The organism is Lentzea sp. NPDC054927, assembly GCF_053610285.1.
This window is the reverse complement of sequence record NZ_JBSGXZ010000015.1, coordinates 92445-117897: the sequence shown is the minus strand read 5'-3', so window position 1 is coordinate 117897 and position 25453 is coordinate 92445. Positions and strand designations below refer to the sequence as shown.

At 69.4% G+C, this 25453-nt stretch carries 25 protein-coding genes; 15 read left to right on the top strand and 10 right to left on the bottom strand.

What is annotated here, in order from left to right; all coding sequences use genetic code 11:
- Nucleotides 1–60: 60 nt before the first annotated feature.
- Nucleotides 61–1020, bottom strand: a complete 960-nt coding sequence (locus tag ACWGE0_RS21905; protein ID WP_452262739.1) for a hypothetical protein — start codon at nt 1018–1020, stop codon at nt 61–63.
- 152 nt (nt 1021–1172) lie between these two features.
- Nucleotides 1173–1976, bottom strand: coding sequence for an IclR family transcriptional regulator domain-containing protein (locus tag ACWGE0_RS21900; RefSeq protein WP_452262738.1), 804 nt, complete (start codon nt 1974–1976; stop codon nt 1173–1175).
- Between the two features lie 73 nt (nt 1977–2049).
- On the opposite strand from ACWGE0_RS21900, the gene ACWGE0_RS21895 reads away from it, so the two are divergent.
- Nucleotides 2050–2703 (top strand): hypothetical protein, encoded by a 654-nt coding sequence (locus ACWGE0_RS21895; RefSeq protein WP_452262737.1) that lies wholly within the window; start codon nt 2050–2052, stop codon nt 2701–2703.
- A gap of 36 nt (nt 2704–2739) precedes the next feature.
- On the opposite strand, the gene ACWGE0_RS21890 is transcribed toward ACWGE0_RS21895, so the two are convergent.
- Nucleotides 2740–3246 carry a YceI family protein gene (locus tag ACWGE0_RS21890; RefSeq protein ID WP_452262736.1) on the bottom strand — a complete coding sequence of 169 codons (507 nt, stop codon included), beginning with the start codon at nt 3244–3246 and terminating at the stop codon, nt 2740–2742.
- Nucleotides 3243–3563 (bottom strand): hypothetical protein, encoded by a 321-nt coding sequence (locus ACWGE0_RS21885; RefSeq protein WP_452262735.1) that lies wholly within the window; start codon nt 3561–3563, stop codon nt 3243–3245. Before ACWGE0_RS21885 ends, ACWGE0_RS21890 begins: the two co-directional genes overlap by 4 nt.
- Before the next feature lie 136 nt (nt 3564–3699).
- On the opposite strand from ACWGE0_RS21885, the gene ACWGE0_RS21880 reads away from it, so the two are divergent.
- Both ACWGE0_RS21880 and ACWGE0_RS21875 read left to right on the top strand, forming a co-directional pair.
- Complete coding sequence (locus tag ACWGE0_RS21880) at nt 3700–4299, top strand: hypothetical protein (RefSeq protein WP_452262734.1); 600 nt, start codon at nt 3700–3702, stop codon at nt 4297–4299.
- Entirely contained in the window at nt 4296–5444 is a 1149-nt protein-coding gene (locus ACWGE0_RS21875) for a PrsW family intramembrane metalloprotease (protein ID WP_452262733.1), read from the top strand. The genes ACWGE0_RS21880 and ACWGE0_RS21875 overlap by 4 nt, the downstream gene beginning before the upstream one ends.
- On the opposite strand, the gene ACWGE0_RS21870 is transcribed toward ACWGE0_RS21875, so the two are convergent.
- Together ACWGE0_RS21870 and ACWGE0_RS21865 are read right to left on the bottom strand one after the other, a co-directional pair.
- Nucleotides 5437–6222: a crotonase/enoyl-CoA hydratase family protein gene (locus tag ACWGE0_RS21870; protein WP_452262732.1), complete on the bottom strand. Its 786-nt coding sequence runs from the start codon at nt 6220–6222 to the stop codon at nt 5437–5439. The genes ACWGE0_RS21875 and ACWGE0_RS21870 overlap by 8 nt on opposite strands.
- Nucleotides 6223–6232: 10 nt before the next feature.
- On the bottom strand, nt 6233–6637 hold the full coding sequence (locus ACWGE0_RS21865) for a nuclear transport factor 2 family protein (protein WP_452262731.1): 405 nt from the start codon (nt 6635–6637) through the stop codon (nt 6233–6235).
- 74 nt (nt 6638–6711) lie between these two features.
- On the opposite strand from ACWGE0_RS21865, the gene ACWGE0_RS21860 reads away from it, so the two are divergent.
- From ACWGE0_RS21860 to ACWGE0_RS21835, 6 genes are all read left to right on the top strand, one after another.
- Nucleotides 6712–7311 carry a sulfite oxidase-like oxidoreductase gene (locus ACWGE0_RS21860; protein ID WP_452262730.1) on the top strand — a complete coding sequence of 200 codons (600 nt, stop codon included), beginning with the start codon at nt 6712–6714 and terminating at the stop codon, nt 7309–7311.
- Complete coding sequence (locus ACWGE0_RS21855) at nt 7281–8021, top strand: ferredoxin reductase (protein ID WP_452262729.1); 741 nt, start codon at nt 7281–7283, stop codon at nt 8019–8021. Before ACWGE0_RS21860 ends, ACWGE0_RS21855 begins: the two co-directional genes overlap by 31 nt.
- Nucleotides 8022–8035: 14 nt before the next feature.
- The gene (locus ACWGE0_RS21850) at nt 8036–8302 is read left to right on the top strand and encodes a DUF6510 family protein (protein ID WP_452262728.1); all 267 of its coding nucleotides are present in this window, start codon (nt 8036–8038) and stop codon (nt 8300–8302) included.
- A gap of 237 nt (nt 8303–8539) precedes the next feature.
- The gene (locus tag ACWGE0_RS21845) at nt 8540–11638 is read left to right on the top strand and encodes a PA14 domain-containing protein (protein ID WP_452262727.1); all 3099 of its coding nucleotides are present in this window, start codon (nt 8540–8542) and stop codon (nt 11636–11638) included.
- Between the two features lie 39 nt (nt 11639–11677).
- Nucleotides 11678–12691 (top strand): LacI family DNA-binding transcriptional regulator, encoded by a 1014-nt coding sequence (locus ACWGE0_RS21840; protein WP_452262726.1) that lies wholly within the window; start codon nt 11678–11680, stop codon nt 12689–12691.
- A 94-nt stretch (nt 12692–12785) separates the two neighbouring features.
- On the top strand, nt 12786–14984 hold the full coding sequence (locus tag ACWGE0_RS21835; protein WP_452262725.1) for a discoidin domain-containing protein: 2199 nt from the start codon (nt 12786–12788) through the stop codon (nt 14982–14984).
- A 70-nt stretch (nt 14985–15054) separates the two neighbouring features.
- Here ACWGE0_RS21835 and ACWGE0_RS21830 read toward each other — a convergent pair whose 3' ends face one another.
- Nucleotides 15055–15966 (bottom strand): DUF1996 domain-containing protein, encoded by a 912-nt coding sequence (locus tag ACWGE0_RS21830; protein WP_452262724.1) that lies wholly within the window; start codon nt 15964–15966, stop codon nt 15055–15057.
- A gap of 181 nt (nt 15967–16147) precedes the next feature.
- Between ACWGE0_RS21830 and ACWGE0_RS21825 the strand changes: the two genes are divergently transcribed.
- Nucleotides 16148–18259, top strand: coding sequence for a discoidin domain-containing protein (locus ACWGE0_RS21825; protein WP_452262723.1), 2112 nt, complete (start codon nt 16148–16150; stop codon nt 18257–18259).
- Between the two features lie 319 nt (nt 18260–18578).
- Here ACWGE0_RS21825 and ACWGE0_RS21820 read toward each other — a convergent pair whose 3' ends face one another.
- A complete protein-coding gene (locus tag ACWGE0_RS21820) occupies nt 18579–19247 on the bottom strand; it encodes a response regulator (protein ID WP_452262722.1) in 669 nt (222 codons plus the stop codon).
- On the bottom strand, nt 19244–20380 hold the full coding sequence (locus ACWGE0_RS21815) for a sensor histidine kinase (protein ID WP_452262721.1): 1137 nt from the start codon (nt 20378–20380) through the stop codon (nt 19244–19246). The genes ACWGE0_RS21820 and ACWGE0_RS21815 overlap by 4 nt, the downstream gene beginning before the upstream one ends.
- Before the next feature lie 135 nt (nt 20381–20515).
- On the opposite strand from ACWGE0_RS21815, the gene ACWGE0_RS21810 reads away from it, so the two are divergent.
- The 5 genes from ACWGE0_RS21810 (at nt 20516) to ACWGE0_RS21790 (ending at nt 24788) form a co-directional block, all read left to right on the top strand.
- On the top strand, nt 20516–21853 hold the full coding sequence (locus ACWGE0_RS21810; RefSeq protein ID WP_452262720.1) for a hypothetical protein: 1338 nt from the start codon (nt 20516–20518) through the stop codon (nt 21851–21853).
- Nucleotides 21850–22236 carry a FixH family protein gene (locus ACWGE0_RS21805; RefSeq protein ID WP_452262719.1) on the top strand — a complete coding sequence of 129 codons (387 nt, stop codon included), beginning with the start codon at nt 21850–21852 and terminating at the stop codon, nt 22234–22236. The genes ACWGE0_RS21810 and ACWGE0_RS21805 overlap by 4 nt, the downstream gene beginning before the upstream one ends.
- 13 nt (nt 22237–22249) lie before the next feature.
- Nucleotides 22250–23347: a hypothetical protein gene (locus ACWGE0_RS21800; RefSeq protein WP_452262718.1), complete on the top strand. Its 1098-nt coding sequence runs from the start codon at nt 22250–22252 to the stop codon at nt 23345–23347.
- Complete coding sequence (locus ACWGE0_RS21795) at nt 23340–23855, top strand: hypothetical protein (protein ID WP_452262717.1); 516 nt, start codon at nt 23340–23342, stop codon at nt 23853–23855. Before ACWGE0_RS21800 ends, ACWGE0_RS21795 begins: the two co-directional genes overlap by 8 nt.
- A gap of 63 nt (nt 23856–23918) precedes the next feature.
- Nucleotides 23919–24788, top strand: coding sequence for an NYN domain-containing protein (locus tag ACWGE0_RS21790; RefSeq protein WP_452262716.1), 870 nt, complete (start codon nt 23919–23921; stop codon nt 24786–24788).
- A gap of 169 nt (nt 24789–24957) precedes the next feature.
- Here the strand turns inward: ACWGE0_RS21790 and ACWGE0_RS21785 are convergent, their stop codons facing one another.
- The gene (locus ACWGE0_RS21785; protein WP_452262715.1) at nt 24958–25419 is read right to left on the bottom strand and encodes a hypothetical protein; all 462 of its coding nucleotides are present in this window, start codon (nt 25417–25419) and stop codon (nt 24958–24960) included.
- Nucleotides 25420–25453: the final 34 nt, after the last annotated feature.

The following is a 25453-nucleotide window of genomic DNA, read 5'->3' as shown; positions in this document are numbered from 1 at the left end:
GCATGCGGACAAGTGTCCGTTGAATCGTCAACCTTTGCCGGGCGTGCGTCAACCCTCGGCTCATCGCCAGCTGGCGATCGACTGCCGGACCTTCTGGTGCCAGGCGTACCACCACAGGGGTGACTCGTCGATGCGGATCGCGTCGACCAGCACGATGCGTTTCGCCCGCGACCCGCGCGACCGGCTGTGGGTTATGTCGCCGACGCGGAAGAGCGCCTGATACGCCACCGGCCACGTGGACATGCGCTCCACGTCGATCGCGAGCACTTCGGCGACCTTTCTGATCACCGGCCGGCTGGAGAGGAGCAGTTCGGTGGCGCGCTGTGCGATGCCGTGGGCGCCGCCGAAGTTCACGATGATCCGCTCGTCTCCCATCGACGGATCACTCAGGAAGTTCGGCAATTTCGTGAGAAGCAGATAGTCGGTCACCAGGAAACCGTCGCTGCCGAGCGTCGGAAAGTAGATCTTGTTGTTCGGCCCGGTGATGCCCCAGTTGGGCTCACCCTCCGCGACGTAACCCTTGGGGGTCTTCACGAAACGCTGTGCCTGCCCGCGGATCTTCTCGGCGTCGACGTGCCAGCGGTAGGGCAGTTCGAGCCCGAGGCCGTTGCACGCGAGCCCCAGTTCGGCCGAGACGTCGGGCTGGTAACCGAACACCAGCCGCGTGACGCCCTCCCAGACGGGCCCGCCGACCAGCAGAATGCTCTCCCCGATCGACATCTCGAGCTGGTCGTGCTCTTCGAGGGCGCGGGTGGCCTGAGTGGGCTTGACCCGGTCGTGGAGCACGGCGGCGAGGCACGCGAGATTGTCCGGGTGATGCACGGTCCTTCCGGTGAAGTACACCGGGTGCAATGAATGATGGCGGTATCCGGTCCTCTTCATCTGGCTGTGGCCGATCGTCATCGCGTCCCGTGCGCCGCGGCAGTAGACCACCTCCGTGCGATAGTCCTTCAGCGCGTAAGCGAGTGGCGTGGTTATTTTGACGATGTTGCCGACCAGTGCGTCAACGGAGATCAGCACGTCCCACCCGCCCCCCGACCGTGCAAACGAGGGATCTATTCTGTGCGGTTCGCGGGCGGTAATCAATCGGCTGGTCGAACTAATAGGAAGAATTGATGCCATCGCACCTGCGAAATGTGCCGCGATGCCATTTGCGGTGGACTACGGACCGTTCAGGCCACGACGATGTGCGGCACCGAGTCGAGGCGTGCGTAGTCGGCGCTGATGTCGCCCGCGGCCTGCAACAACAGCGGCAGGTGGTGCTCGAGCATGAACTCGAGCGACGTCTCGGCGGCGTGGCAGTTGACGTTGAGCCCGGCCACGACCGTGCCGTTGCCGTCCCGCAGCGGCGCCGCGATCGACCGGATGCCCGGCGCGAGCTGCTCGTCGGTCAACGCCCACCCGCGCGCCCGCACGTCCCGCAGTTCCGCGTCGCGTTCGGCCTGGTCCGGGTGCCACCGCGGGGTCAGGCCCGAGCGCGTCGGCTGGGCGAGTACGGCCTCCAACTCGGCCGGCGGCAGTGCGGCGAGCTGGACCTTGCCCAGCGAGGTCGGCAACGCGGGGAACTTCGTGCCGATCTGCACGGACAGCGTGACGATCTTCGGCACCGCCACCCGTGCGACGTAGACGATGTCCGACCCGTCGAGCTGGGCGATCGAGCAGGACTCGTTGGTGCGCTCGACCAGGCGTTCCATGTGCGGGCGGGCGACCTCCCACAACCCGGTCGACCGCACGTAGGCGACACCGAGCTCGAGGACCTTCGGCGTGAGCGCGAACCCGCTCTCGCTCTGCCGCACGTACCCGAGCTCGACCAGGGTGAGCAGGATGCGTCGCGCGGTCGGGCGGGCCAGGCCGGTGGCGGCGGCGACCTCGCTGAGCGGCATCACCGGGCGCCGGGGCTGGAACGTGCGGATCACGTCCAGTCCGCGGGCGAGCGCCTCGATGAAGTCGGGGCCGGTGTCGGGGCGTGCGGGCATGATGTCCACGGTAGCGGACAGTTGTCCGTTTATTTGGGTCTGAGAGTTGGCGGCGATCTTTTAGGCTCCGCGGGTGAAGCGACTCATCGTGGTGTTCCTGTGCCTGCTCGCCGCCGCGTGCGGCACCCCGGCGCCCGCCACCCCGGCCCCGGCCCCGACTGACGAGTCGCAGGTGCGCGCGGCCTTCGAGACCTACACGAAGGCCGGGGTGGCCAAGGACGGCGACACCGCGGTGCCGGTGATGGCGAACTCGTACCTCGCCATGTACGACAACGCCAGGAAGCTGGCGCTCACCGGTACCGAGCAGCAGGTCGCCGCCGTGCCGGTGAGCAGGCGGGGCTTCGTGTACGCCCTGCGCCGCGACGTGGACGCCGCGACCCTGCGCACCGCGTCGCCGCAGGAGCTGGCGAAGATCAGCGTGGAGAACGGCCTGGTCAACGAGCAGGCCGCGGCCAACGTCAAGATCGGCGCGGTCACGGTCAGCGGTGACACCGCGTCCGCCGAGGTGATCGCCAAGGGCGAGGTGGCGCCGTACCGGTACAGCTTCGTCCGGGAGGAAGGTGCCTGGAAGCTCGACCCGAAGCCGATGTTCGACCTCGCCGACGCCGCGATGGCCGACATCGCGGCGAAGAAGAACACGACCCCCGACCAGATGTTCGAGCAGGCGATGATCGCGAAGTACGGTGCCGCGAAGGTCGCCGAGCTGCACAAGCCGGTCGGGGGCTGATCCCGCGCTGATCCGTGCTGGTCCACGCCGAATCCACTACGTCGGCCGGACCACCGCGGTGACCGTGATGTCGACGTACCGGCCGATCAAGAACCGCGGTGCGCGGATGCCCAGCGTCCTGCGGTCCAGCCGGGCGGTCGCGGTCATCACCGTTTCGCCATCCACAGTGGACAGTTCGGCGACGCCGCTCAGTTCGGTGGAGGTACCGCGCGCCGTGAGGGTGCCGGTGACCCGCCAGCCACCTTCGACGCGGAACGCCGTCGTGGCGGTGAACGTCATCGTGGGGTGCCGGTCGAGGTCGAGCAGCCCGGGTTTGCGCAGGTCCTGGTCGCGCTTGGCGATGCCGGTGTCGATCGCGCCCAGGTCCAGCGTGCCGTGCACGGCCAGCAGCGCGCCGTCCGGGCCGATCTCGACGGTTCCGCCGGTGACGGGCACGGTTCCGCCTGCGACGCGTCCCAGGTTGCCCACCTTGAACGACGCGGTGGACCGCGTGAGGTCGGCCCGCCAGACGCCGGCGGTCAGCGTTCTCGACGTGGTGGTCATGACGGGTCCCCGGTGTGCTCGAAGACCTCGTGGACCGGGTAGGTCTCGACCCGGTCGGGCCCCTGCAGCAGCGCCGGGTCCTCACCGGGCAGCAGCGTGGTGCTCATGATCGCCTTCTGGTTGTCGGCGAGCGCCTGCTCGGTCTCGGCGAGCGTGACGACGACCTCCGCGCCGTCGGGGCGCCGCAGCACGTAGGTCCTGATGTTGCCCGGCACCGACGCGACCGCGGGCTTGATCCGCTGCTCGGTCGCGAAGTCCGCCGCGGCCAGCTGTTCCGGGTCGCGTGGCCGGTCGAAGTAGATGAGCTGCGCGTACATGGTCTGCCTCCTTTGCTCTGCGTCGAGTCTTGGCCAGACGGAGGCGGGGCGGATCCGTGCCAGCACGTAATGCTGAGATGCCGATCGTCGCCCGATGTGATCAAGTGACCTCCGGGCAGACCGGGAGGGACGCGCGATGACCGAACGACCACAGGGTTGGGTGGCGGTCGAACACCGCTTCCTGGGACTGGACCGGCGGACGTTCCGCCCCGCGCTGACGGTTCTGGTCGTGGCCCTGGTGCTTGCCTGCGGACTGCCGCTGCTCAACGCCGCGATCCCGTGGCACAACGAGATCAGGGCGGGCGACGTGCTGGACCTCGGCGACGGCGCGACCGCGGTGCCACCGGTGGGCTGGCAGCTCGAGAGCGGCACGCTGACCGGCGCGGCTCCGACGAGCTTGCAGGTCGACCTCGCCACCGGTGGCGCCACGATCGCGCTGCGCGGCACGGCGTTCAAGGGAACGGCCGACGCCTTCCTGGACCAGGTGCAGCGATCGGAAGGCGGCGACGGGCCCGGTGCCGACGCGGCGCGCGGCACCGTCACGACCTCCGGGGGACTGGTCGGGGTCGGGCAGAGCAGCAGCGGACCCGGCGGTGACGGGATGCAGGTCGCGTTCAAGATGTCCGGTGACGCCGCGCTGCTGGTCCGGGTGCGCACCGCACCGGGCCAGTTCGAGCGTTACGCGGACACCGTCGGTGCGTTCGTCCGCAGCATCACGCCGGGAGCGAGCCGATGACCACCCCGATGACCACCGCGAAGACCGCGCAGCTGTCCGCGATCGAGCAGTCCGGGTGGGGGCAGCCGTTCCGGTTGGTCCAGCCGCGCAACCTCGCGTTCTGGGTGTACGCGCTGGGAGTCGGCGGTGGCGCGCTCGCGATGTGGCGTTATTTCGGTCCCGGCGCCGACTTCTACCGTCCGGCACTCACCGGCGGGGTGCTGCTGTTCGGCCTCTACCTGGTGCCGTGGCTGCTGCTTCTGCGCCACCACAACCGTTACACCGCACAGCCGGCCGGGTTGCTGGCGGCGGGGTTCGCGTGGGGCGGGCTCGCCGCGACGTTCTGGATCGCGCTGCCCGCCAACACCGCGCTGCTGGAGATCTGGTCCAAGATCGGCGGCACCGGCTTCGCCACGAACTGGGCCGCGGGCCTCACCGCGCCGATCAACGAGGAGTTCGGCAAGGCGCTCGGCCTGGTGCTGCTGATCGGCCTCGCACCACGGCTCGTCCGCAGCGCCTACGACGGGTTCATCATCGGCGCGTTCATCGGGCTGGGCTTCCAGGTCTTCGAGGACGTGCTGTACGTCTACAACGGCGCCGCGCAGTCGTTCGGCGTCGACCAGATCGGCTCGTCCCTGCAGATCTTCCTGATCCGCGGAGCCGCCGGGATCGTCTCGCACGCGTTGTTCAGCGCCATCTTCTGCGCCGGTCTGATGTGGGTGCTGGGCGAACGCAAGGTGCTGCGCGGCGTCCTCGCCATGCTGACCGCGATGGTGTTCCACTTCGCGTGGGACGACATGGCCGGCCTCAGCGGCGGTGTCGCGGTCCTGGCGGTGGTGCTGCCGTTCGTGATCGCGGTGGTCGAGCTGGTGACGTTGTTCTACGTCCTGAGGCATGCCGCGACCCAGGAGCGGGCCTGGATCCGCGATCTGCTCGGCCCGGAGGTCGAGGCAGGTGTCGTCGACCCGGCGCTGCTCGACGCCGTCAGCGGACTGCGCAAGAACCGCAAGGCGTTCCGCAAGCTCGTGCGCAACCGCCGCCGGGCCGGCCACCTCCTCGAAGCCACCGGTGACCTGGCCCAGGAACTGGCCCGCGCCGGCGGCCACGAGACCAGCCGCGTAGCCCATGCCCGCGCCGAGCTGCTGCGCCTGCGCGGCGTCACGTGACCGGGTCGTCGAACTTCCCGTGCCGCCCGGCTCCCGCCGCGAACCTCGCCGCCCCGGAAGCCCCTTCGCGCGCCACGATCGGCACCCCGGCCGCCCCTTCTGCCCGCAACGCCTCGGCCAACGGCAGATCGAGCCCCGCGTAGGTCGACGCCCGATCCGCCAGCACGCACTCGAACGGGAACGCGGCGATCTGCTCGGCCAGCTCCAGCGCGGCAGCCACCGCCTGACCGGGCTCGACGACCCGGTTGGCCAGCCCGATCTGCAGGGCCTCGTCCGCAGTCACGGGACGGCCGGTGAGGATGAGGTCCAGCGCCCGTCCCAGCCCGACGATCCGCGGCAGTCTCACTGTTCCGCCGTCGATCAGCGGCACACCCCACCGCCGGCAGAACACCCCGAACACCGCGTCGCTCTCGACCACCCGCAGGTCGGCGAGCAGCGCCAGCTCCAGCCCGCCCGCGACCGCGTGACCGCTGACGGCCGCGATCAACGGCTTGCTCAGCTGGAGCCTGGTCGGCCCCATCGGGCCTGACCCGTCGCCGTCGGGGTCGAGGTCGTTGCGGCGGTCGGGGTCGCCAACGGCCGTGAGGTCAGCGCCCGCGCTGAACGTCCCACCCGCGCCGGCGAGCACCGCCACGCGTTGGGTGGGGTCGTTCTCGAACGCCAGGAAGGCCTCGCGGAGATCGGACGCCATCCGGCGGTCGACCGCGTTGCGGCGGTCGGGGCGGTTCATCCAGATGACCGTGGTCGTGTCCGAGATCTGTATCCGCACGTCGTCCATACGTCCGAGGCTAGTGCGGTGCGGCCGGCGGAAGGTCCATGATGCCGGTGGCTTGCGACCAGACACAACGCCACGTGCCGCCGGCATTGGTGTAGACGTCGGTGTGCCAGGCCTCGTGCCGCGGGATGTCCGCGCCCTCGACGGTGAGTTCGATGACGCACCGGTAGCGGAGGACGACGACGTCGGTGCCGACGATGGCGTCCACGTCGCCGGTCAGCCCCAGTTCCCGGTAGACGACCCGCCCGGTGGTGAGGAGATCCAGGTATTCGGCCTTCGTCCACACGGTGCCGGTCGGGTTGCACAACCGGTACTCCGCGGCGTGCAAGCGGTCGTAGGTGCCGCGATCCACGTCGAGGAGACATTGGATCCGATCCTGCTCAGCCTTGATCACTTGGCTGGCCACATCGTCGGTCATGCCCGCTCCTGTTCACGCGTTCGGTCCACAGCCTAGGGCGTGCGCACGGGAACTCGTTGCTGTGTACTAGCGCCATGCCGATCGTCTCTCCCGGCTTCACCGGGCGACGCCAGTCACCAGACGTGCAGCTGCCGCCAGGGCAGTACCTCACCGAGGACTTCCCGGTGCTCACCGCCGGCCCGACCCCGCGCGTGCCGACCGACCGGTGGGAGTTCACCGTCAGCACCGAGGTCGGCCAGAAGCACACGTGGTCGTGGCAGCAGCTGATCGAGCTGCCGGCGGAGAAGATCACGACCGACATCCACTGCGTCACCAAGTGGTCCAAGCTGCGCACGCGGTGGAAGGGCGTCTCGCTGGACGTCCTGCTGGAGGACGTGGAAACCGCGGCGGACTTCGCCCTGGTCCACTCGTACGGCGGCTACACCACCAACCTGCCGCTCGAAGACCTGCTCGACGGTCAGGCGTGGGTCGCCTACCGCTACGACGACGATGACCTCACCCCGGAACACGGCGGCCCGGCGCGGTTGCTGGTGCCGCACCTGTACTTCTGGAAGTCGGCGAAGTGGGTCCGCGGGATCCAGTTGCTGCTCGAGGACGAACCCGGTTTCTGGGAAACCGCCGGCTACCACGACTACGGAGACCCATGGCGCGAGCAGCGGTATCAGGGCGACTGACGTGGCGGGTGGCCTCGCTGGCCTCGTCCTCCGACCTGACCGGTAGCGCACGTTCGCTCGTGTTCGACATCCCCGGCTGGCCAGGCCACCTGCCGGGCCAGCACGTCGACGTGCGCCTGACCGCCGAGGACGGCTACTCGGTGCAGCGCAGCTACTCGATCTCCTCGGCCCCGGACGGCTCCCGCGTCGAGCTCGCGATCCAGCGGGTGGCCGACGGCGAGGTGTCGCCGTACCTGTGCGACGTGCTGTCCGCGGGCGACCAGATCGAACTGCGCGGACCGGTGGGCGGCTGGTTCGTGTGGCGCGACTCGGACGCGGCGCCGGTGACACTGGTGGCGGGCGGGTCCGGCATCGCGCCGCTGATGGCGATGATCCGGACGCGGGCCGCGTTGGGCAGCCGCGTGCCGTTCCGGCTGATCTACTCGGTGCGGACACCCGCGGACGTGATGTTCGCCGACGAGTTGCGCGTGCGCGCTCGGGAGGACGCGGGCCTGGACGTCCGGCTCGTGTACACCCGGCAAGCTCCGGAAGGTTCTCCGGAGCCGCCGGGCCGGCTGGGTGTGGCCACCCTGAACACGTACGCCTGGCCCGCCGAGTTCACCCCGCACTGCTTCGTGTGCGGACCGACCGGCTTCGTCGAGACCGCGTCCGACATCCTCGTGGCGCTGGGCCACGACCCGCGCCGCGTCCGCACCGAACGCTTCGGCTGACAGGGAGACCATCGATGAGCGACGACCACGTCGACGGGAACGCGCTCGCGGGCGACCTGCGGGAGATCTTCGCGGTGGACCTGACCGTGGCCACCGGGCAGTGCGCCGGGTGTGGGTACCGCGGGTCGGTGGCCAGTTTGCGGGTGTACCGGAACGCGCCAGGGGTGGTGGCTCGGTGTCCGCACTGCGAGGAGGTCGTGTTGCGGCTGGTTCGGGGGCCTGAGCGGGCTTGGCTGGATCTGCGGGGCACGGTGAGCCTGGAGATCCCGCTGCCGTCTTGACAACGGCGTCTGCAAGTACCACCAACTCTTGATCGAACCGTCCACAACCACACCGAACCGGCACGAGACGCGCGACGGCGCCCTGCCGGTCCGTGGGCGCGCTCCCACGTAATACCGAATTTTGTCCTGTTTGACATGCCGGATACCTCCGATCGGCCGTAGCCCGCTGTCCGGACCCTGTGCGTGGATGTATGGGAGCGCTCTTACAACGTTGTAAAAACGAAGGGGATCTCGCCGATGAGAAAAGCCGCCCCCGTACTCGTCGCTCTGCTGATGGCGTTGGGCGTCGCGCCCGGCACGCCGCCGGCGGGTGCCGCCGAGCCCGTGCACGGCCTGAAGGGCGAGTACTTCAGCATGTCGGCGCCGGGTGCGAGAGACTTCGCGAATCTGGCCGGCACCGTGCTGGACGCCGAGGTGAACCACCAGGACCTGACCGGGGTGTTCGGTTTCCTGGCCGGCCGGACGGAACACACCACAGCGCGTTGGACCGGTCGCCTCACCGCGCCGCAGACCGGGGACTACACGTTCTACGCCATTGGGGACAACGGGTTCCGGTTGCTGATCGACGGCCAGCCGGTGATCGACCACTGGGTCGGCGACTGGGATCGCGAGCAGACCAGCGCGCCGGTCACGCTGACCGCGGGACGTCAGTACGACTTCCGGCTGGAGATGTTCCAGGACACCGGTGGTGCCAACATGTTCCTGCGCTGGTCCAGCGCCGGAACGCCCAAGCAGATCGTGCCGGAGTCCGCGTTCACGCCGCCCGCGGACTTCCAGGTGGTGCCGCGCAGTGCCTCGGTCGACGACGCAGGCAAAACCCTGACCGCGGAGTTCGATGGACGGGTCACCAACGTCGCAGACCTCAAGCAGCACCTGAGGATCGACGTCGACGCGACGCCGATGCCGATAGACCTGATCACCGCCAGCCGCAACAAGATGACCATCAGGCTGAGCGAGAAGGTGTTGAAGAGCCAGCGGGTCCGGCTGTTCTACGACGGGGCCGGGCAGCTCGCGGTCGGCGGCAAGAAGGTCGAGAAGACCGCGCGTACGGTCAAGAACGTGTCGACGCAGCGGCTCAGGACGCCTTGGGGCGAGAAGGTCAACACGCGCAACCCGCTGCCGGAGTACCCGCGGCCGCAGCTGGAGCGCGACAAGTGGGTCAACCTCAACGGGCCCTGGGAGTTCGCGGCCGCCGAGCAAGGCCAGCAGCCGACGTTCGGGAAGAAGCTGCCAGAGAAGGTCATCGTGCCCTACCCGATCGAGTCGCAGCTGTCCGGACTCGAACGGCACGAGGACCACATGTTCTACCGCCGCACGGTGTCCGTCCCGCACGACTGGAAGATCGGCAACGGGCAGCGCCTCAAGCTCAACTTCGGCGCGGTCGACTACGAGACCAAGGTGTGGGTGAACGGCAAGCTCGTCGCCGAGCACATCGGCGGTTACACGGCGTTCAGCGCGGACATCACCGATGCCGTCAAGCGTGGCGGTGAGCAGGAGATCGTCGTCGCCGTCACCGACACGACCGGCCCGCACCAGCCCAAGGGCAAGCAGTCGCCCAACCCCAGCGGCATCTTCTACACCCCGTCGTCGGGCATCTGGCAGACGGTGTGGATGGAGCCGGTGGCGGACAAGGGCATCGACGAGATCAAGACGACGCCGGACCTCGCCACCAGCTCGCTGGCGGTCAACGTCAAGTCCGCGGGCAACGCCACCGTCACGGCGGTCGCGAAGGACGCGCGCGGCAGGCAGGTCGGCACGGTCACCGGACCGGCGAACTCGCCCCTCACGCTCGCGGTGCCGAACCCGCACCTGTGGACGCCGGACGACCCGTACCTGTACCAGCTGGAGATCAAGCTGGGCAGCGACAAGGTCAAGAGCTACTTCGGCATGCGCTCCACCGGCGTCGCCATGGTCGGTGGCACGCCGAAACTCACGCTCAACGGCCAGCCGATCTTCAACCTCATGCAGCTGGACCAGGGCTTCTACCCGGACGGCCTGAACACGGCGCCGAGCGACGACGCGCTCGTGTTCGACCTCAAGGCGCAGAAGGACCTCGGCTTCAACGCGGTGCGCAAGCACATCAAGGCCGAGCCCGCCCGCTGGTACTACCACGCGGACCGGCTGGGACTGCTGGTGTGGCAGGACTTCGTGTCCGTCGAGGACGGCAACAACCCCGCGGCGCAGCAGGCGTGGCTCAGCCAGGGCCGCGAGCTGATGGACCAGCTGCACAACTACCCGTCCATCTACGCCTGGATCGTGTTCAACGAGGGCTGGGGCGAGTGGGACCGCACGGTCACCGGCCAGATCACCGAGCAGGTGAAGGCCGCCGACCCGAGCCGGATCGTCAACGCCCACAGCGGCGTGAACTGCTGTGCCTCCAAGGGGGACAGCGGCAAGGGCGACGTCATCGACCACCACGACTACAACAACACCGACCCGGCCAAGCCGGACGGCAAGCGCGTCGTGATGGACGGCGAGCACGGCGGCTTCACCCTGCGCACGCCGGGACACCAGTGGCCCGGCACGCCGATCGCGATCTACAGCGGTGTGGCGGACAAGGCGGCGCTGACGGCGAAGTACGTCGACAACACCCGCACGTTCTACCTGGGCCAGGCGCGCCAGGAGATGTCCGCGTCGGTCTACACCCAGGTCACCGACCTGGAAGGCGAGCTCAACGGCCTGTGGACCTACGACCGCAAGCGCATCAAGGTCGACCCCGGTCCCGTCCGCGAGATCAACCGGCGGGTGATCGAGGCCGGTGCGAACGCGGGCAAGCCGTATCCCTACGCGGCCAAGGGCGAGTGGAAGCTGAACGAGAGCAGGGGAACGACGGCGAAGGACTCGAGCGGCGGCGGCAACCCGCTGACGCTCAGCCCGACCGGCGCCACCTGGAAGGACGGCGCGCTCGAGGTCAAGAACGGCTCGGCGGAGACGTACGGACCGGTGATCGACACGACCGGCGACTACAGCGTGTCCGCGAAGGTGCGGCTGAACGAGGTGCCCGGCAACTACGCGACCGCGGTGAGCCAGGACGGCAGGGAGCGGGAGAACCCCTTCTACCTGCAGTACGGGCAGGGCGCGTTCGCGTTCAGCACGCCGGGAGGCAACCGCGCCCGGTTCGAGATCACGCCGGAGATCGGCCGCTGGTACGAGATCAAGGGGGAGAGGAAGGGCGGCGAGATCCGGCTCTACCTGGACGGCGCGCTGGTCGCCACCACCGCGGCGGGACCGGCGATCGTGAGCACCGGCGCGCTCGCGGTGGGACGCGCCAAGTACAACGGCCAGAACGTCGACTTCTGGCCCGGTGCGATCAAGGACGTCCGGGTGACCTCTTGATGTTGGGAGAACGCTCTCCGGTCGTGGTACAACCGGTGCATGAGCAAGGGCGCACCCACGCTGGAGGACGTCGCGAGAGTCGCGGGCGTGTCCCGCGCGACGGTCTCCCGGGTCGTCAACGGCACTCGCAACGTCGACCCTGAGCTGCAGGAAACGGTTCGCAGCGCGATCGAGCAGACCGGGTACACACCCAACCGCGTGGCCCGGTCTCTCGTCACGCGCCGAACCGGGACCGTGGCGCTGGTGATCTCCGGCGCCGGCGGGGGATCGGACGTCTTCACCGACCCGTTCTTCGGCAGGGTGACCGCCGGTGTCGTCGACTTCCTGCGGGCGCAGCGCGTGCACCCGGTGCTCATGCTGGCCGACTCCGACCACGCGCGGACCGAGGTGGTCGAGTTCCTGCGGCAGGGCAGTGCCGACGGCGCCCTGCTGGTGACCACGCACTCCGCCGACCCGCTGCCCGCGCGGCTGGTCGAGGCGGGTGTCCCGGCGGTGCTCTACGCACGCCCCGGCAGACCGATGCCGGTCAGCTACGTCGACATGGATCATCGCGCCGGCGGCAGGATGGCCGCCGATCACCTGGTGGCGGCCGGCCGGACGAACATCGCCACCATCTCGGGCCCGCTGGACGTGCCGGCGAGCCAGGACCGGCTCGCCGGGTTCCGCGATGCCATGGCCCGGCACGGGTTCCCGTACGTGCCGGCCGAGGAGGGCGGGTTCACCGCCGAAAGTGGTGGGGCGGCCATGGAACGGCTGCTGGCCGGGTGCCCGGACGTCGACGCGGTGTTCGCCGCGAACGATCTGATGGCGCAGGCGGCGGTCCACATGTTGCAGGCGCACGGGCTCCGCGTTCCCGAGGACGTCGCCGTCATCGGGTTCGACGACAGCTCACCCGCGCTCACGTGCCGCCCGCAGCTCACCACCGTGCGGCAACCGGTGGAGGCGATGGCGGCGGCGATGGCCGACCTCCTGCTGGAAAGCCTGGAAAAACCGGGACAACGGCCGAAATCCGTCATCTTCGAACCGGAACTGGTCGTCCGGGCCTCTGCCTGATTGACCTGCCCGTCACCGGAAGTTAACGTCGTTCGGGAGAGCGCTCTCACACCCCTGTCCAAGGCTTTTCGCCCTTCTCCCGTCAGGCAGGATCATGGGCTCAACCCTGTTCAGGGCTGCCGCGCTCTCCGCCGCCGCCCTGTGTCTAGTGACCACGATCAGCGCAACATCATCGCCGGCATGTGCCGCCGCGTGCGGCACCACGAACGTCGCGTTGAACCGCCCCGCGACGGCGTCCTCCACGGAGAACGGCGGCACACCGGCCTCTGCCGCCGTCGACGGCAACGCGGGCACCAGGTGGTCGTCGCAGTTCTCCGACCCCCAATGGCTCCAGGTGGATCTCGGCTCCACGCAACAGGTCTGCCGGGTCTCCCTGAACTGGGAAGGCGCGTACGGCAAGGCTTTCCAGGTCCAGGTGACCGACAACGCCGCCGATCCGAACTGGTGGCGCGACGTCTACTCGACGACCACCAGCACCGGCGGTGCGCAGTCGCTCGACGTCACCGGTTCGGGCCGTTACCTGCGTGTGCTGGGCACCCAGCGCGGCACCGGCTGGGGTTATTCGTTGTGGGAACTGGGCGTCTTCACCACGACCGACCCGACCACCGTGCCTCCGACCGACCCGCGCAACCCCGACTTCGGCCCGAACGTGCACGTCTACGGCCCGGGATCGTCGCAGGCGGAGTTGCAGGCGCGGCTCGACACGATCGCCGCGCAGATGAAGACCAACCAGTTCGGGCCGCAGCGTCACGCCGTCCTGTTCAAGCCCGGCACGTACAACGCCGATGTGAACCTGCGTTTCTACACGCAGATCGCCGGTCTCGGGCTGCTCCCGGACGACGTGAACATCAACGGCCACATCCGCGTCGAGGCCGACTGGCTGCAACAGGGCAACGACCCGAACAACCTCGGCAACGCGACGCAGAACTTCTGGCGTGGCGCGGAGAACCTGTCGGTGACGCTGCCCCCGAACCAGATCGAGCGCTGGGCGGTCTCGCAGGCCACCGCGTACCGGCGGATGCACCTGCGCGGCCAGGCCCACCTCTGGAACGGCTACGACGGCTGGGCCAGCGGCGGTCTGATCGTGGACAGCAAGATCGACGACGTGGTGGTGTCCGGTTCGCAGCAGCAGTTCCTGACCCGCAACAGCAATCTCGTCAACGGCTGGGCGGGATCGGTGTGGAACATGGTGTTCGCCGGCACCCAGGGCGCACCGGCCGACCACTTCCCGGACCCCTCGCACACCGTCATCGACAACTCGCCGGTGACGCGGGAGAAGCCGTTCCTGTACTTCACGCCGTCCGGTGAGTACCGCGTCTTCCTGCCCGCGGTGCGCACGAACTCCCGCGGCACCAGCTGGGAGAACGGCAACGCCGGCACGTCGGTGTCGCTCGCGGACTTCTTCATCGTCAAGCCGGGCACGCCCACCGCGACGATCAACGCGGCTCTGGCGCAGGGCAAGCACCTGCTGCTCACACCGGGCATCCACCAGGTCGACGACACGATCCGCGTCACCCGGCCCAACACGGTGGTGCTGGGCCTCGGCCTGGCGACTCTCACGCCGACCACCGGCAAGGCCGCGCTGGCGACGTCCGATGTGGACGGTGTCAGGCTGGCCGGTTTCCTGGTGGACGCGGGCGTGCAGAACTCGCCGGTGCTGCTGGAGATCGGTGACTCGAGCTCGGCCGACCACGCGGCGAACCCGACCTCGTTGCACGACGTGTACCTGCGCGTCGGCGGATCGCAGGCGGGCAAGGCGACGGTCAGCATGCGGGTCAACAGCCGCAACACGATCATCGACCACACCTGGGTCTGGCGCGCCGACCACGGTGAGGGCGTCAGCTGGACCGCGAATCCCGGTCAGAACGGCGTGGTCGTCAACGGCGACAACGTGATCGCGTACGGGCTGTTCGTCGAGCACTACCAGCAGCACAACGTGATCTGGAACGGCAACGGCGGCCGCACCTACATGTTCCAGAACGAGCTGCCGTACGACCCGCCGAACCAGGCCGCGTGGATGAACGGGTCCAAGCGGGGCTGGGCCGCCTACAAGGTCGCCGACTCGGTGACCACGCACGAGGCGCACGGCGTCGGTGTCTACGCCTTCAACCAGGCCGACCCGAGCATCGTGACGGACAACGGGTTCGAGGCGCCGAACCGGTCCGGTGTGCGGTTCCGGCACCTCGTCACGGTCTCGCTCGGCGGCGTCGGCACGATCGCCAACGTCATCAACAACACCGGCGGCGTGGCGAACACCGCGAACCAGGTCCGCTACCTGGTGAGTTACCCGTAACGCCGTTGCTGTGAAGGCGTCTGCAAGTACCACCAACTCGCAGTTGGTAGTACTTGCAGACGCCAAAGGCCTAGGCTGGCAACCGGTAATCCGGCCCGAGCGCCGCTCCTCGGTTTGGCTTGTACAGGTCGAAACCGCGTGGGTCGCACTGCAGACCGCCGTTGATGCAATGGCGGACCAGAGCGGCCTGCGTGGGCGCGTCCCAGGCGTTCATGAAGTCGTAGTGCCAGCTGTACCCGCGCCCGCTGGAGAGCCGGACGCGCGACATGTCACCGGAGACCGGGAACGCCATCTTGAACTCGATCATCGGCACCGCGACCGGGTGCGAGGCCGGGCAGACCAGCGTCGCGCGGTCCGGGTAGATCATGTGCGACTTGTGGTCCGCGGAGTCGAGGTCACGCCCGTTCCAGCAGCTCGGGGCCTGGTAACGGATGTTGAGCTGGCTGCCGGGCACGCACCACGCCGGGATGTCCCAGTTGTGGAAGCTGTCACCGCACTCCCAGCCCTCGACGGCGCCCGGCGCGGTGCGGAACTCCTCCTGCGACGCGCTGGGACTGCCGACCACGAACCGGATTCCCGGCGGGAACGGCACGACGTCCTGGTACCGCAGGATCCCGGACTTGTAGTAGATGACCTGGGGGAAGTTCGGCGGCACGATCTGGTCGCCGTGGTAGACCGAAGGGAACCAGTACGCCGACTTGTCGTCCGGCGTCTTGCAGTTGGTCGTCGCCGCCTTGAGCGAGTCGTTGGTGGTGCGTGCGTTGGTGGACGGATTGCCGAGGAACGTGTGGAGGTGCGATGCGCCCGCCAGTCCCGGCAGGACGATCGGGTCGTCCGGGAGGTGGTGCGTGACGGAGCAGTTCGCCTGGAACTCGTGGTGGGTGACCAGGTCGTCGGCCTGGGCCGACTGACTCGCCACCGCTGTGACGGACGCGACGAGGGCGGCCGAGACCGCCAGCGCGCTGAGTTTTCGGGACAACATTGTCCTCCTGCCGAAGTGGGGAACCGGCTCGGAGAGCGCTCTCCCATTCAGGTTCCCGCTGGAGTCCGCTCGAAGTCAAGACCGGTTCTTTGACACGGCCGACGTCTGGTCGTAACGTCCGTCGGCAGGGTTGTGAGAGCGCTCTCCACGCATTTCACCCCTACCTGTGGCAGGAGGCGCGATGGTTCGCGTCCGCATCATCGGCACGGTGGCCGCCGTGCTCGCAGGACTTCTCGTGGTACCGGGACCGGTGAACGCCGCCCCGGCCCTGCTCTCTCAAGGCAAGCCCGCCGCGGCATCGTCGACCGAGGGCGCCGGTACGCCCGCCTCGGCCGCGGTCGACGGCAACGGCGAAACCCGCTGGTCCAGCGAGTGGAGCGCCCCGCAGTGGCTCAGCGTCGACCTCGGTGCGTCGTCCGCGGTGACCAGGATCGAGCTGGACTGGGAGGGCGCGTACGCCACGGCGTTCGAGATCCAGGTCTCGGCCGACGGCGACGCGTGGCAGCCCGTCCGCACGGTGACCGGTGCGACCGGTGGCAAGCAGGCGTACGACGTCAACGGCACCGGCCGGTACGTTCGGGTGCACGCCACCCAGCGCGCCAACGGTTACGGCATCTCGCTGTGGGAGTTCCGGGTGTTCGGCACCCAGGGCTCGGTGGCGCCGACAGGCGTGCACGTCACCGGTTCGCAGGGCAACTGGCAGCTCACCGTCGACGGTCGGCCGTGGTCGGTGAAGGGGCTGACCTGGGGCCCGCCCGCCGCCGACGCCGCGCGGTACATGCCGGAGCTGAAGTCCATGGGCACCAACACTTTGCGCACCTGGGGCACAGACGCGTCCACCCGCCCGTTGCTGGATGCGGCGGCCGCCAACGGCCTGCGCGTGATCAGCGGGTTCTGGCTGCAGCCCGGCGGCGGTCCCGGTTCCGGCGGCTGCGTCAACTACGTCACCGATGCCCAGTACAAAACGGACATGCTGAACACGATCCGGCAGTGGGTCACCGCCTACAAGGACCACGCCGGTGTGCTCATGTGGAACGTCGGCAACGAGTCCATCCTCGGCCTGCAGAACTGCTACTCCGGCACCGAACTGGAGAACCAGCGCGTCGCCTACGCGCGCTACCTGAACGAGGCCGCGCGAGCGATCCACGCCATCGACACCAACCACCCCGTCACGAACACGGACGCGTGGACCGGCGCGTGGGTCTACCTCAAGGCGCACACGCCCGACCTCGACCTGTACGCGGTCAACTCCTACGGCAACGTCTGCAAGGTGCGCCAGGACTGGATCTCCGGCGGCTACACCAAGCCGTACATCCTGACCGAGGCCGGCCCGGCCGGTGAGTGGGAAGTGCCGAACGACGTGAACGGCGTGCCCTCCGAACCCACTGATGTGCAGAAACGCGACGGCTACACCCTGGCCTGGAACTGCATCGTCGGCCACGCCGGCGTGTCCTTCGGCGGCACGTTGTTCCACTACGGCACCGAGTACGACTTCGGCGCGGTGTGGTTCAACCTGACCCCGGCGGGCAAGAAGCGTCTGTCGTTCTACTCGGTGCAACGCGCGTTCGGCGGCTCCACACCCGCCAACACCCCACCGGTGATCTCGGCGATGAACCTGCCGACGTCCGTCGCGGCCGGCGCTCCGCTGACCATCGACGTGGCCGCGTCCGACCCCGACGGTGATCCGCTGGCGTGGTCGGCCGCGTGGAACTCCAAGTACGTCGACAACAGCGGTGGCCTCGCGGGAACTCCCGTGCAGGTCAACGGCAACCGGCTCACGGTCACCGCACCCGACCGCCTCGGGGTGTGGAAGGTCTACGTGATGGCCGAGGACGGTCGCGGCAACATCGGCATCGAGACCAGGTCCGTGCGGGTCGTGGCACCGCGCCCGGACGGCGTGAACGTGGCCCAGGGCAAGCCCGCCACCGCCTCGTCGTACCAGCAGGTCGGCGACGGTGCCCCCTTCCCGCCGTCGAACGCGACCGATGGCAACGCCGGTTCGCGCTGGGCCAGCGACTGGGCGGACCCGCAGTGGCTCAGCGTCGACCTCGGCGCGGTCACCACGTTCCAGCACGTGCAGCTGGTGTGGGAAGGCGCGTTCGGTCGTGCGTACGAGATCCAGGTGTCCGACGACGGCAACGGCTGGCGGTCGGTGTACGGCACGACATCCGGCGACGGGGGAGTGGACTCGATCGACGTGACCGCTTCCGGGCGATATGTCCGGGTGCACGCAACGCAGCGCGGAACCGGCTGGGGCTACTCGATGTACGAGTTCGGTGTGTACCGCCGCTGACTTGTGGCGGTGGTGGTTGTCAACGTTCGGTGGTCGTCGCTCTGGCGGCCGGGCTCTTGGCGGGCTCGGCCGTCGCGGTCGCCGCGGACGGTCCGATCGTCCGGACCGAACACGGTGCAGTGCAAGGACAATCCAGTGGTGGTACGCGGGTTCTCAACGGCATCCCGTACGCTGCGCCGCCGGTGGGGGAGGTCAGGTGGCGGCTCACCGGGGCGTGACTGGCCTCGGTTCACCCGCGGCGAGCCGTACGTGCAGTCGCTCGCGCCCGACAGGATCGGCCCTGTCGACTTAGCCGCCGAACACCACTGCGGTTTCTGGACTACCGGCCCTGTCCCGGTGTCCGCACAAGACCGTTGATGTGCGCGTAGGCGACGGCGTGCACCCGGTCCGGCAGGCCCAGCTTGGCCAGCATGCGCGAGACGTGCGTCTTCACGGTCTCGTCCCCGACGTGCAGCTGGGCCGCGATCTCGGCGTTGCTGTGCGCGGCCGCGACCAGCAGCAGGACCTCGTGTTCCCGCGCGGTGAGCGACGCGAGCTCCGGAGGCGTCGGCGGCGGGGCGAGGCTGACCGCGAAGCGCGCGATCAACCGCTGGGTGACGGACGGGTCGATCAGGGCGTCGCCGCGGGCGGCCACCCGGACCGCGGAGATCAGCTCCTCGGGCGGCAACGACTTCAGCAGGAACCCGCTGGCACCGGCCTTCAGGGCCCGGTACACGTACTCGTCGGTGTCGTAGGTGGTCAGCAGCAGGACCTTGGTCCGGTTCGCGGGATCGGACAGGATCATCTCGGTCGCGCCCAGGCCGTCCAGCTTGGGCATCCGGATGTCCAGCACGGCGACGTCCGGCCGCAGCCGGGCGACCTCGGCGACGGCGGCACGGCCGTCCGCGACCTCCGCCACGCACTCGAGGTCCGGCTGGGTGTCGAAGATCGCGCGCATGCCCGAGCGCAGCATCGCGTGATCGTCGGCCAGCAGCACCGACAGGGTCATGACGCCTCCAGCGGGAACGTGACGACGGTGCGCCAGGTGCGTCCGTCGGGTTCGAGACCGGACCGGGTGGCGCCGGCGAACATGGCCGCGCGGTTGCGGATGCCGACCAGGCCTCGGCGGACCGAGCCCGAATGGCCGTTGCCGGGGCCGGCGAGGTTCGAGGCAGAGATGGTGAGCGCGTCCTCGGCGTAGTCCAGCGTCACGGTCACGCCGGACTCGTCGCCGTGGCGCAGGGCGTTCGTGAGCATCTCCTGGATGATCCGGTAGACCGTGATGTCCAGTGACTCCGGCACTTCGCGGGAGGATCCGCGGATTTCCAGTCGTGCGGGGGTGCCTGCCGCACGCACGCCCTCGAGCAGCTCGTCCACGTTGTCGAGGCCCGGTTGCCGCGCGCCGGGAGGCTTGTCGCCGTGCAGCAGGTCGAGCAGGTGTCTCAGGTCGACCATGGCCGCGCGGCTGGAGGTCTCGACCGAGCGCAGCGACTTCTCCAGCGGCGCGTTGCCCGCGGGCAGGCCCAGGCGGGCGGCGCCGGCGTGCAGGCCTATCGCGCTGACGTGGTGCACGATGACGTCGTGCAGGTCGCGCGCGATCGCACTGCGTTCCTCGGTGACCGCCTTGGTGACGGACGCCTGGGCGTCGGCCTTCTCCATCGCCGAGCGCTTCTCCAGTTCGGCGAGGTAGGCGCGGCGGGCCGTGGTGTAGCGGCCGACGAGCCAGGGCAGCACCGCGCCCTTGCCCGCCACGAGCACCGCGGCCGCCGGGCCGCCGCCCATGGTGTACGTGCAGAAGACCAGGCTGGCCGAGAGCATGCCGAGCGACGCGAACGCCGGTGCGCGGCGCAGCCAGGCTCCCGCGCGGTAGCCCGCGATCAGCAGGCCGGCGTCGTTGGCGTCGATGCCGTTGCTCCACGACACCAGGACGATCACCGGGACGGCCGCCTGAGCCGCCGCGACCCAGCCGGACAGCCTGGCGGGACCGGCGAGCATCGCGTCCACCGCCAGGGTCATGACGAGAACGACCGCGGTCTGCCACGGCGGTTCGCCGTCGAGCAGCACGAAGCCGCCGTCCACGACCATGCACACGGCCGCGACCAGCCACGACTGGTGCTTGAGGGAGAGCTTGACCGGATCCATCGGGGTGAATCCTGCCGCATCCCCGCCCTGAGGTCGTCCTCCTTCTCAGGGGTGGGAAATCCCCCGCGCGGGGGACCCGATTTCCGCCGCGGCAGTGACGATCCGGGCCCGTCGTGATCGCTACGTTCGGCCACGATGAAGCGAAGCGTCTCGATCTTGCTGCTCACGCTGGGGGCGATCCTGGGGATCGCGGGCCCGGCACTCGCCGACGGCGCCCAGTCCGGCGCGGACGTCCACGTCGCGCAGACGCTCGGCGACCGCGACCTCACGGTGATCATCCGGCGGGTCGCGGAGGTGCCGGGGCCCGTGCACGTCGACGTGGTCACGCACGCCGGTTCGCCGCCGGGGGAGATCACGCTGACCGCGCGGGCGGCCGGTGCCGCGACGAGTACCACCAAGGTCTTGCTGGGTGGAGAACCCGGCTTCTACTCGGGTGTCGTGCAGGTCGACCGGCCCGGTCCGTGGGAGCTGGCGGTCGACGACGCGACCATCCCGTTCGTCGTGCCGGCGCTGGTGCCGTCTCCGTGGGAGAACGCGACCTACGGCGGGTTCATCGCGGCCGGTGTGTTGTTGTTCGTGGCACTGCTGCTGGCGGTGATCGGGAGGCCCGGTCTCGCACTCGTGCCGACGGCGGGTGTGGTCGCGGCGGTGGCCGTCGCTGCCACAGCGGCGTTGCTGTCGCCGAGCATTCCGCCGATCGCGGCGCCCGGCACGCAGCTGGATCCGACGTACGACAACATCAACGACCCGTACCAGCGCACGTCCACAGTGGACTTCTCACGCCCGCCGGTGAACCTCGTGCCCGGCATGGAGGGCAAGGACCTCGTGCTCAGGCTGACGGACGGCGCGTCGGGCCGGCCGGTCGACGACCTGCTGGTGCACGACAGCGCGTTCCTCCACCTCGTGGTGGTGTCACCGTCCGGGCACCTCCGGCACCTGCACCCGATCCGCACGGCACCGGGCGAGTACCGCGCCCGCCTGCGGACTCCGGAACAGGGCACGCACGCCGTCGCCGCCGAGATCGCCCGGCGCGGCGGGGGAGTGCAGCTGCTGCGGTCCAGCGTCGCCGTTTCCGGTACGACAGCTGTTCTGCCGAACGAAGGAAAGGCCGACCTGGCAACGGAAATCCGGGAGGCGGGCCGGCCGAGCACGATCACCGCCGGTTTCGGCGAGCGGGACCTGCAGCCGTGGCTGGGCATGCTCGGCCACATGATCGTCGTCGGCCCGGTGACCGAAAGCCCGGTGAGTGCGCCGATCTGGGCGCACGTGCACTCGATGATCCCGCCGACGCCGGGCATGCCCGACAAGCCGGACGAGAGCGTCGCCGCGTACGGGCCGGATGTGCCGTTCGTCTACTCGTTCCCGTTGCCGGGCAAGTACTTCGTGTGGATCCAGGTCGAACGGGACTACCGGGTCGTCACGGTGCCGACGGTCGTCGACGTTCCCGCGGCGAAGGGGGTTTCCGAGAAGTGAAGCGTCACGTGGTGGGCGTTCTGGCCGGCGTGGTCGCGCTCGTCGGCGCGCTGGTGGTGGTGTGGCCGCGCAGCGTCGAGGCACAGCCGCACCTCGCGGAAAGCGCGCGACTCCGATTCGTGCTCACGCCCGCGAGCACGAAGTCCGGCAGCAACTCGTTCGACCTGCGGGTCACCGACCGGTCCGGCAACCCGGCACAGGGCGAGGTGACGGTCGAACCGGCGATGCCGCAGATGGGCCACGCCCTCGCGCCGATCACCGCGGGGCCGTCGGCGCCCGGCCACTACTCGGTCGGCAACGTCGACCTGCTGATGGCCGGGCAATGGGAAATCACCGTGTCACTCATGGCGGAACGGGTCGTCATCCCGTTGCTGCTCAACTGAAAGGGGTGGATCAGTGGACCTGACAGCGACGGCGGTGACGCCGGCGAGGTTCGTCGTCCCGAGGGGGCTGGTCCCGGCGAACTTCGTGCTCGGCGGCACGATGCTCTCGCTCATCGGCCTGACGTGGGACATCCAGTGGCACTCGGACGTCGGGCCGGACACGTTCTTCACGATGCCGCACCTGTTCCTGTACGCGGGCAGTGCGCTCTCGGGCATCGCGAGCCTCGTGGTCGTGCTGCTGACGACGGCGAACGCCAAGCGCGACCGGGTGGTCGACCCGATCGTCGGCGGCCGCGCGGTCGGCGTCTTCGGCCGTACGTTCGCCGCGCCCGTCGGTTACCTGATCTCCGGCACCGGCGCCGCGTTGTTCCTGGTCTACGGCCTGTGGGACCAGTGGTGGCACGGCCTGTACGGCTTCGACGCCGTGATCGAGTCGCCGCCGCACATCGGCCTGCTGCTGTCGATCTCGATCACGATGGTCGGCGCGGTCATGATCTTCGCGGTGGCGCGCGACCAGCGCTGGGGAGCCTACGGCGTGGTCGGCACGGCGGCCGTGCTGCTGGTGTTCAGCATGGTGACCGTGCTCGGCCTGCGAGCGGTGCCGGACGGTCTCGCCAACCCGGTCGCCGCGGGCACGGCGTTCACCTCGGTGATGATCCTGTTCATGGCGGCCCACGCGCTGAACCGGCGAGGCGGCGCGCTCGCCGCCGGCGTGACGGTGGCGGCGCTGCAGGCGGTGTTCTGGTGGTTCTCGCCGTGGGCGGCCAGGGTCTACGCGGACGCCTCCGGCCTGCCCCTGCGCGACTACGCCGACGGCATCCCCGGCCTGCCCAACGCGATCCCGATGTGCCTGATCGTCGTCGCGGTCGCGGTGGAGCTGCTGCACAGGCTGCCCGCGTGGATCCCCGGCGCTCTCGGCGGCGCGCTCATCGCGGCCTGCGGTCCGCTCCAACTCGTCCTCGTGCACGGCGCCCCGTTCCACTTCAACGGCAGGTATCTCGCCACCATCGTGCTCGCGGCCGCGTTCGGCGCCGGCGCCGCGCTGCTCGGCCGGCGGTTCGGCCAGATGCTGCGCCACCTCGCACCAGCAAAGGAAGATCGCCATGCGTAAAACGTTGCTGGGACTCGCAGGCACCGCCTTCCTGCTGCTCGGCCTCGCCTCCCCGGCGCTCGCGTTCGAGCCGGTGAACGTAGTCCACACCGAGAAGGTGCAGGCCGGGCCCTACGACCTGACCGTCGGCTTCAGCACGTGGCCCGTCAAAGCCATGCAGTCACTGGACTTCACGTTCGCGCCCGAGGACGGCATCGCGGGCAAGAAGGGCACCCTGACCATGGTCCGCGGCAACGGCAAGCCGGACGACACCCCGCTCGCACGCCATCCCCGCAAACGCGACGTCTGGGGCCTGGACATCCACGCGCTGCCCGCGCCGGGCACGTGGACGTTCCGGTTCGACCTCGAGGGGCCGGCCGGGCCGGCCACCGGTGAGCTGAAGAACCTCCAGGTGATGGAACAGCCGGGGCCGCCGATGGGGCTGTCCTGGGCGATCAGCACCATCCCGTTGTTCGGTCTGATCGGACTCGTCGTGGTCGCGTGGCGACGGACCCGCACCACGGTGTGACCACGGGCTCGAGGGCCGCACTCCGCGTGCGGCCCTCGAACCGTCGCAGGTAGGGTCCCTGCGGTGGGAAAGATCGTCCGCATCGGCGTGTTCTACGACGGCACGTGGTTCGCCTACCTCAGCGACTTCTACGCCACCGCCCACCGGCGGGCGGCGCGGATCTCGCTCGACGGCCTGCACGACGCGCTGCGCTGGTACGTCCACACCGAAACGGGCCGCCCGCTCGACGACTGCGTGATCGCCGAGGCGCACTACGCCCGTGGCCGCATCGAGACGCCGGCCGCCTCCTTCGACGCGGTGCTGGCCGCCACCGGGATCGTCCGCCACGACCTGCCCCTGGTCGGCGGCAAGGAGAAGGGCGTCGACGTCCACCTCGCCCTGGAGGCGTGGGACCGGGCGATCTCGGTGCCGCTGGACTGGGTCGTCCTGCTCACCGGCGACGCCGACTTCGCCCCGCTCGTGACGCGGCTGACCGGGCGTGGCGTGCACGTGATCGTGCCGGTCGTGGACGTGCGGACGGTCGACAAACCGCCTGCGTGGACGCCGCGCACCGCCGCACCGCTGCGGGCCGCGACGCCGTTCACGCCGGGGTTCGACGCGTTGTTCGCTCCCGCCGATGCCGCTGACTACCCGTTGAAGCGGGCGTTCGTGCGGTCTGCCGAGGTGGTGGCGTCTCCGGTCGGTGCGCCTCGGGGGCGTCGGCGGGGGACTGTGGCCACCTGGAAGTCCGGGCAGTCGCACGGGTTCATCACCGACACCCGCGGCGGGTCCTGGTTCGTTTCCCGGGATGATCTGCCGGAGGGGTTGACGTTGTTGCTGGCCGGGACGCCGGTGTCGTTCACCGGGTCGCCGGTGCCGATGGCGGGGCGGAAGTACCCGCGGGCGCAGCTGGTGCGCTTGGATGATCTGCCTGGTCCGGCCGTGCCTCGCTAGCCTGGTGAGGCACGGTGCGAGCTTCAGGGCGGCATTTGTGCCTCCAGCGAGCCGGACATGGCTCCAACGAGGACGGGGCGTGCCTCGTCACAAGGCACGCCCCGGCATAGCACCGGTCAATCACCGTCCGCGTGCTGAGCGCCCCGAACGCTGCGCTTGAGCAGCCGACTCACGCGGAGAAGGACCTCACCAGTTCCTTCTGCTCCTGGATCGCCCGAACGCAGTTCGCGTTCGCCCGTTCCCCTTCCGGCGTGTCCACATCGGTGTCCTGTCGTTCCAGGATCGACTGGTAACACGAGGACAGCAGGTCGGCGACGTGCTCAGTGCCCATTCCGGTCTCCGGGTAGCCGTAGATGTTGAGCACCGCCATCACCAACGGCTCGGCGCCCTCCATCTCTTCGGCGTCGAGAATGGCGTGCACCTCCTCCTCGATCCCTTCCGGAACAGAAACCGACGTCCTCCCCGCGGCAAGCGCCTCGTCCGCCTGGACGAGCGACCTCAGCACGAAGCCGGCGGTCGCTTCCTCCAACTCGGTCGCGAACTCCTCGTCGAACGTCACGGTGTTCTTGATCGCTCGGACCGAGAGCGCGAAGCGCTGCCCCGCCGACAGATCATCGATCTGAGGCAGCACTTCGCGAATTTCGTCATCCCACAGCAACACGTGA

What these genes read in the sequence shown, in the direction of transcription:
- ACWGE0_RS21900 (WP_452262738.1), bottom strand. Translation starts at nt 1,976, where the DNA reads ATGCCCGCACGCCCCGACACCGGCCCCGACTTCATCGAGGCGCTCGCC.
- ACWGE0_RS21890 (WP_452262736.1), bottom strand. Translation starts at nt 3,246, where the DNA reads ATGACCACCACGTCGAGAACGCTGACCGCCGGCGTCTGGCGGGCCGAC.
- ACWGE0_RS21885 (WP_452262735.1), bottom strand. Translation starts at nt 3,563, where the DNA reads ATGTACGCGCAGCTCATCTACTTCGACCGGCCACGCGACCCGGAACAG.
- ACWGE0_RS21880 (WP_452262734.1), top strand. Translation starts at nt 3,700, where the DNA reads ATGACCGAACGACCACAGGGTTGGGTGGCGGTCGAACACCGCTTCCTG.
- ACWGE0_RS21875 (WP_452262733.1), top strand. Translation starts at nt 4,296, where the DNA reads ATGACCACCCCGATGACCACCGCGAAGACCGCGCAGCTGTCCGCGATC.
- ACWGE0_RS21870 (WP_452262732.1), bottom strand. Translation starts at nt 6,222, where the DNA reads ATGGACGACGTGCGGATACAGATCTCGGACACGACCACGGTCATCTGG.
- ACWGE0_RS21865 (WP_452262731.1), bottom strand. Translation starts at nt 6,637, where the DNA reads ATGACCGACGATGTGGCCAGCCAAGTGATCAAGGCTGAGCAGGATCGG.
- ACWGE0_RS21860 (WP_452262730.1), top strand. Translation starts at nt 6,712, where the DNA reads ATGCCGATCGTCTCTCCCGGCTTCACCGGGCGACGCCAGTCACCAGAC.
- ACWGE0_RS21855 (WP_452262729.1), top strand. Translation starts at nt 7,281, where the DNA reads ATGGCGCGAGCAGCGGTATCAGGGCGACTGACGTGGCGGGTGGCCTCG.
- ACWGE0_RS21850 (WP_452262728.1), top strand. Translation starts at nt 8,036, where the DNA reads ATGAGCGACGACCACGTCGACGGGAACGCGCTCGCGGGCGACCTGCGG.
- ACWGE0_RS21845 (WP_452262727.1), top strand. Translation starts at nt 8,540, where the DNA reads ATGAGAAAAGCCGCCCCCGTACTCGTCGCTCTGCTGATGGCGTTGGGC.
- ACWGE0_RS21840 (WP_452262726.1), top strand. Translation starts at nt 11,678, where the DNA reads ATGAGCAAGGGCGCACCCACGCTGGAGGACGTCGCGAGAGTCGCGGGC.
- ACWGE0_RS21835 (WP_452262725.1), top strand. Translation starts at nt 12,786, where the DNA reads ATGGGCTCAACCCTGTTCAGGGCTGCCGCGCTCTCCGCCGCCGCCCTG.
- ACWGE0_RS21830 (WP_452262724.1), bottom strand. Translation starts at nt 15,966, where the DNA reads ATGTTGTCCCGAAAACTCAGCGCGCTGGCGGTCTCGGCCGCCCTCGTC.
- ACWGE0_RS21825 (WP_452262723.1), top strand. Translation starts at nt 16,148, where the DNA reads ATGGTTCGCGTCCGCATCATCGGCACGGTGGCCGCCGTGCTCGCAGGA.
- ACWGE0_RS21820 (WP_452262722.1), bottom strand. Translation starts at nt 19,247, where the DNA reads ATGACCCTGTCGGTGCTGCTGGCCGACGATCACGCGATGCTGCGCTCG.
- ACWGE0_RS21815 (WP_452262721.1), bottom strand. Translation starts at nt 20,380, where the DNA reads ATGGATCCGGTCAAGCTCTCCCTCAAGCACCAGTCGTGGCTGGTCGCG.
- ACWGE0_RS21810 (WP_452262720.1), top strand. Translation starts at nt 20,516, where the DNA reads ATGAAGCGAAGCGTCTCGATCTTGCTGCTCACGCTGGGGGCGATCCTG.
- ACWGE0_RS21795 (WP_452262717.1), top strand. Translation starts at nt 23,340, where the DNA reads ATGCGTAAAACGTTGCTGGGACTCGCAGGCACCGCCTTCCTGCTGCTC.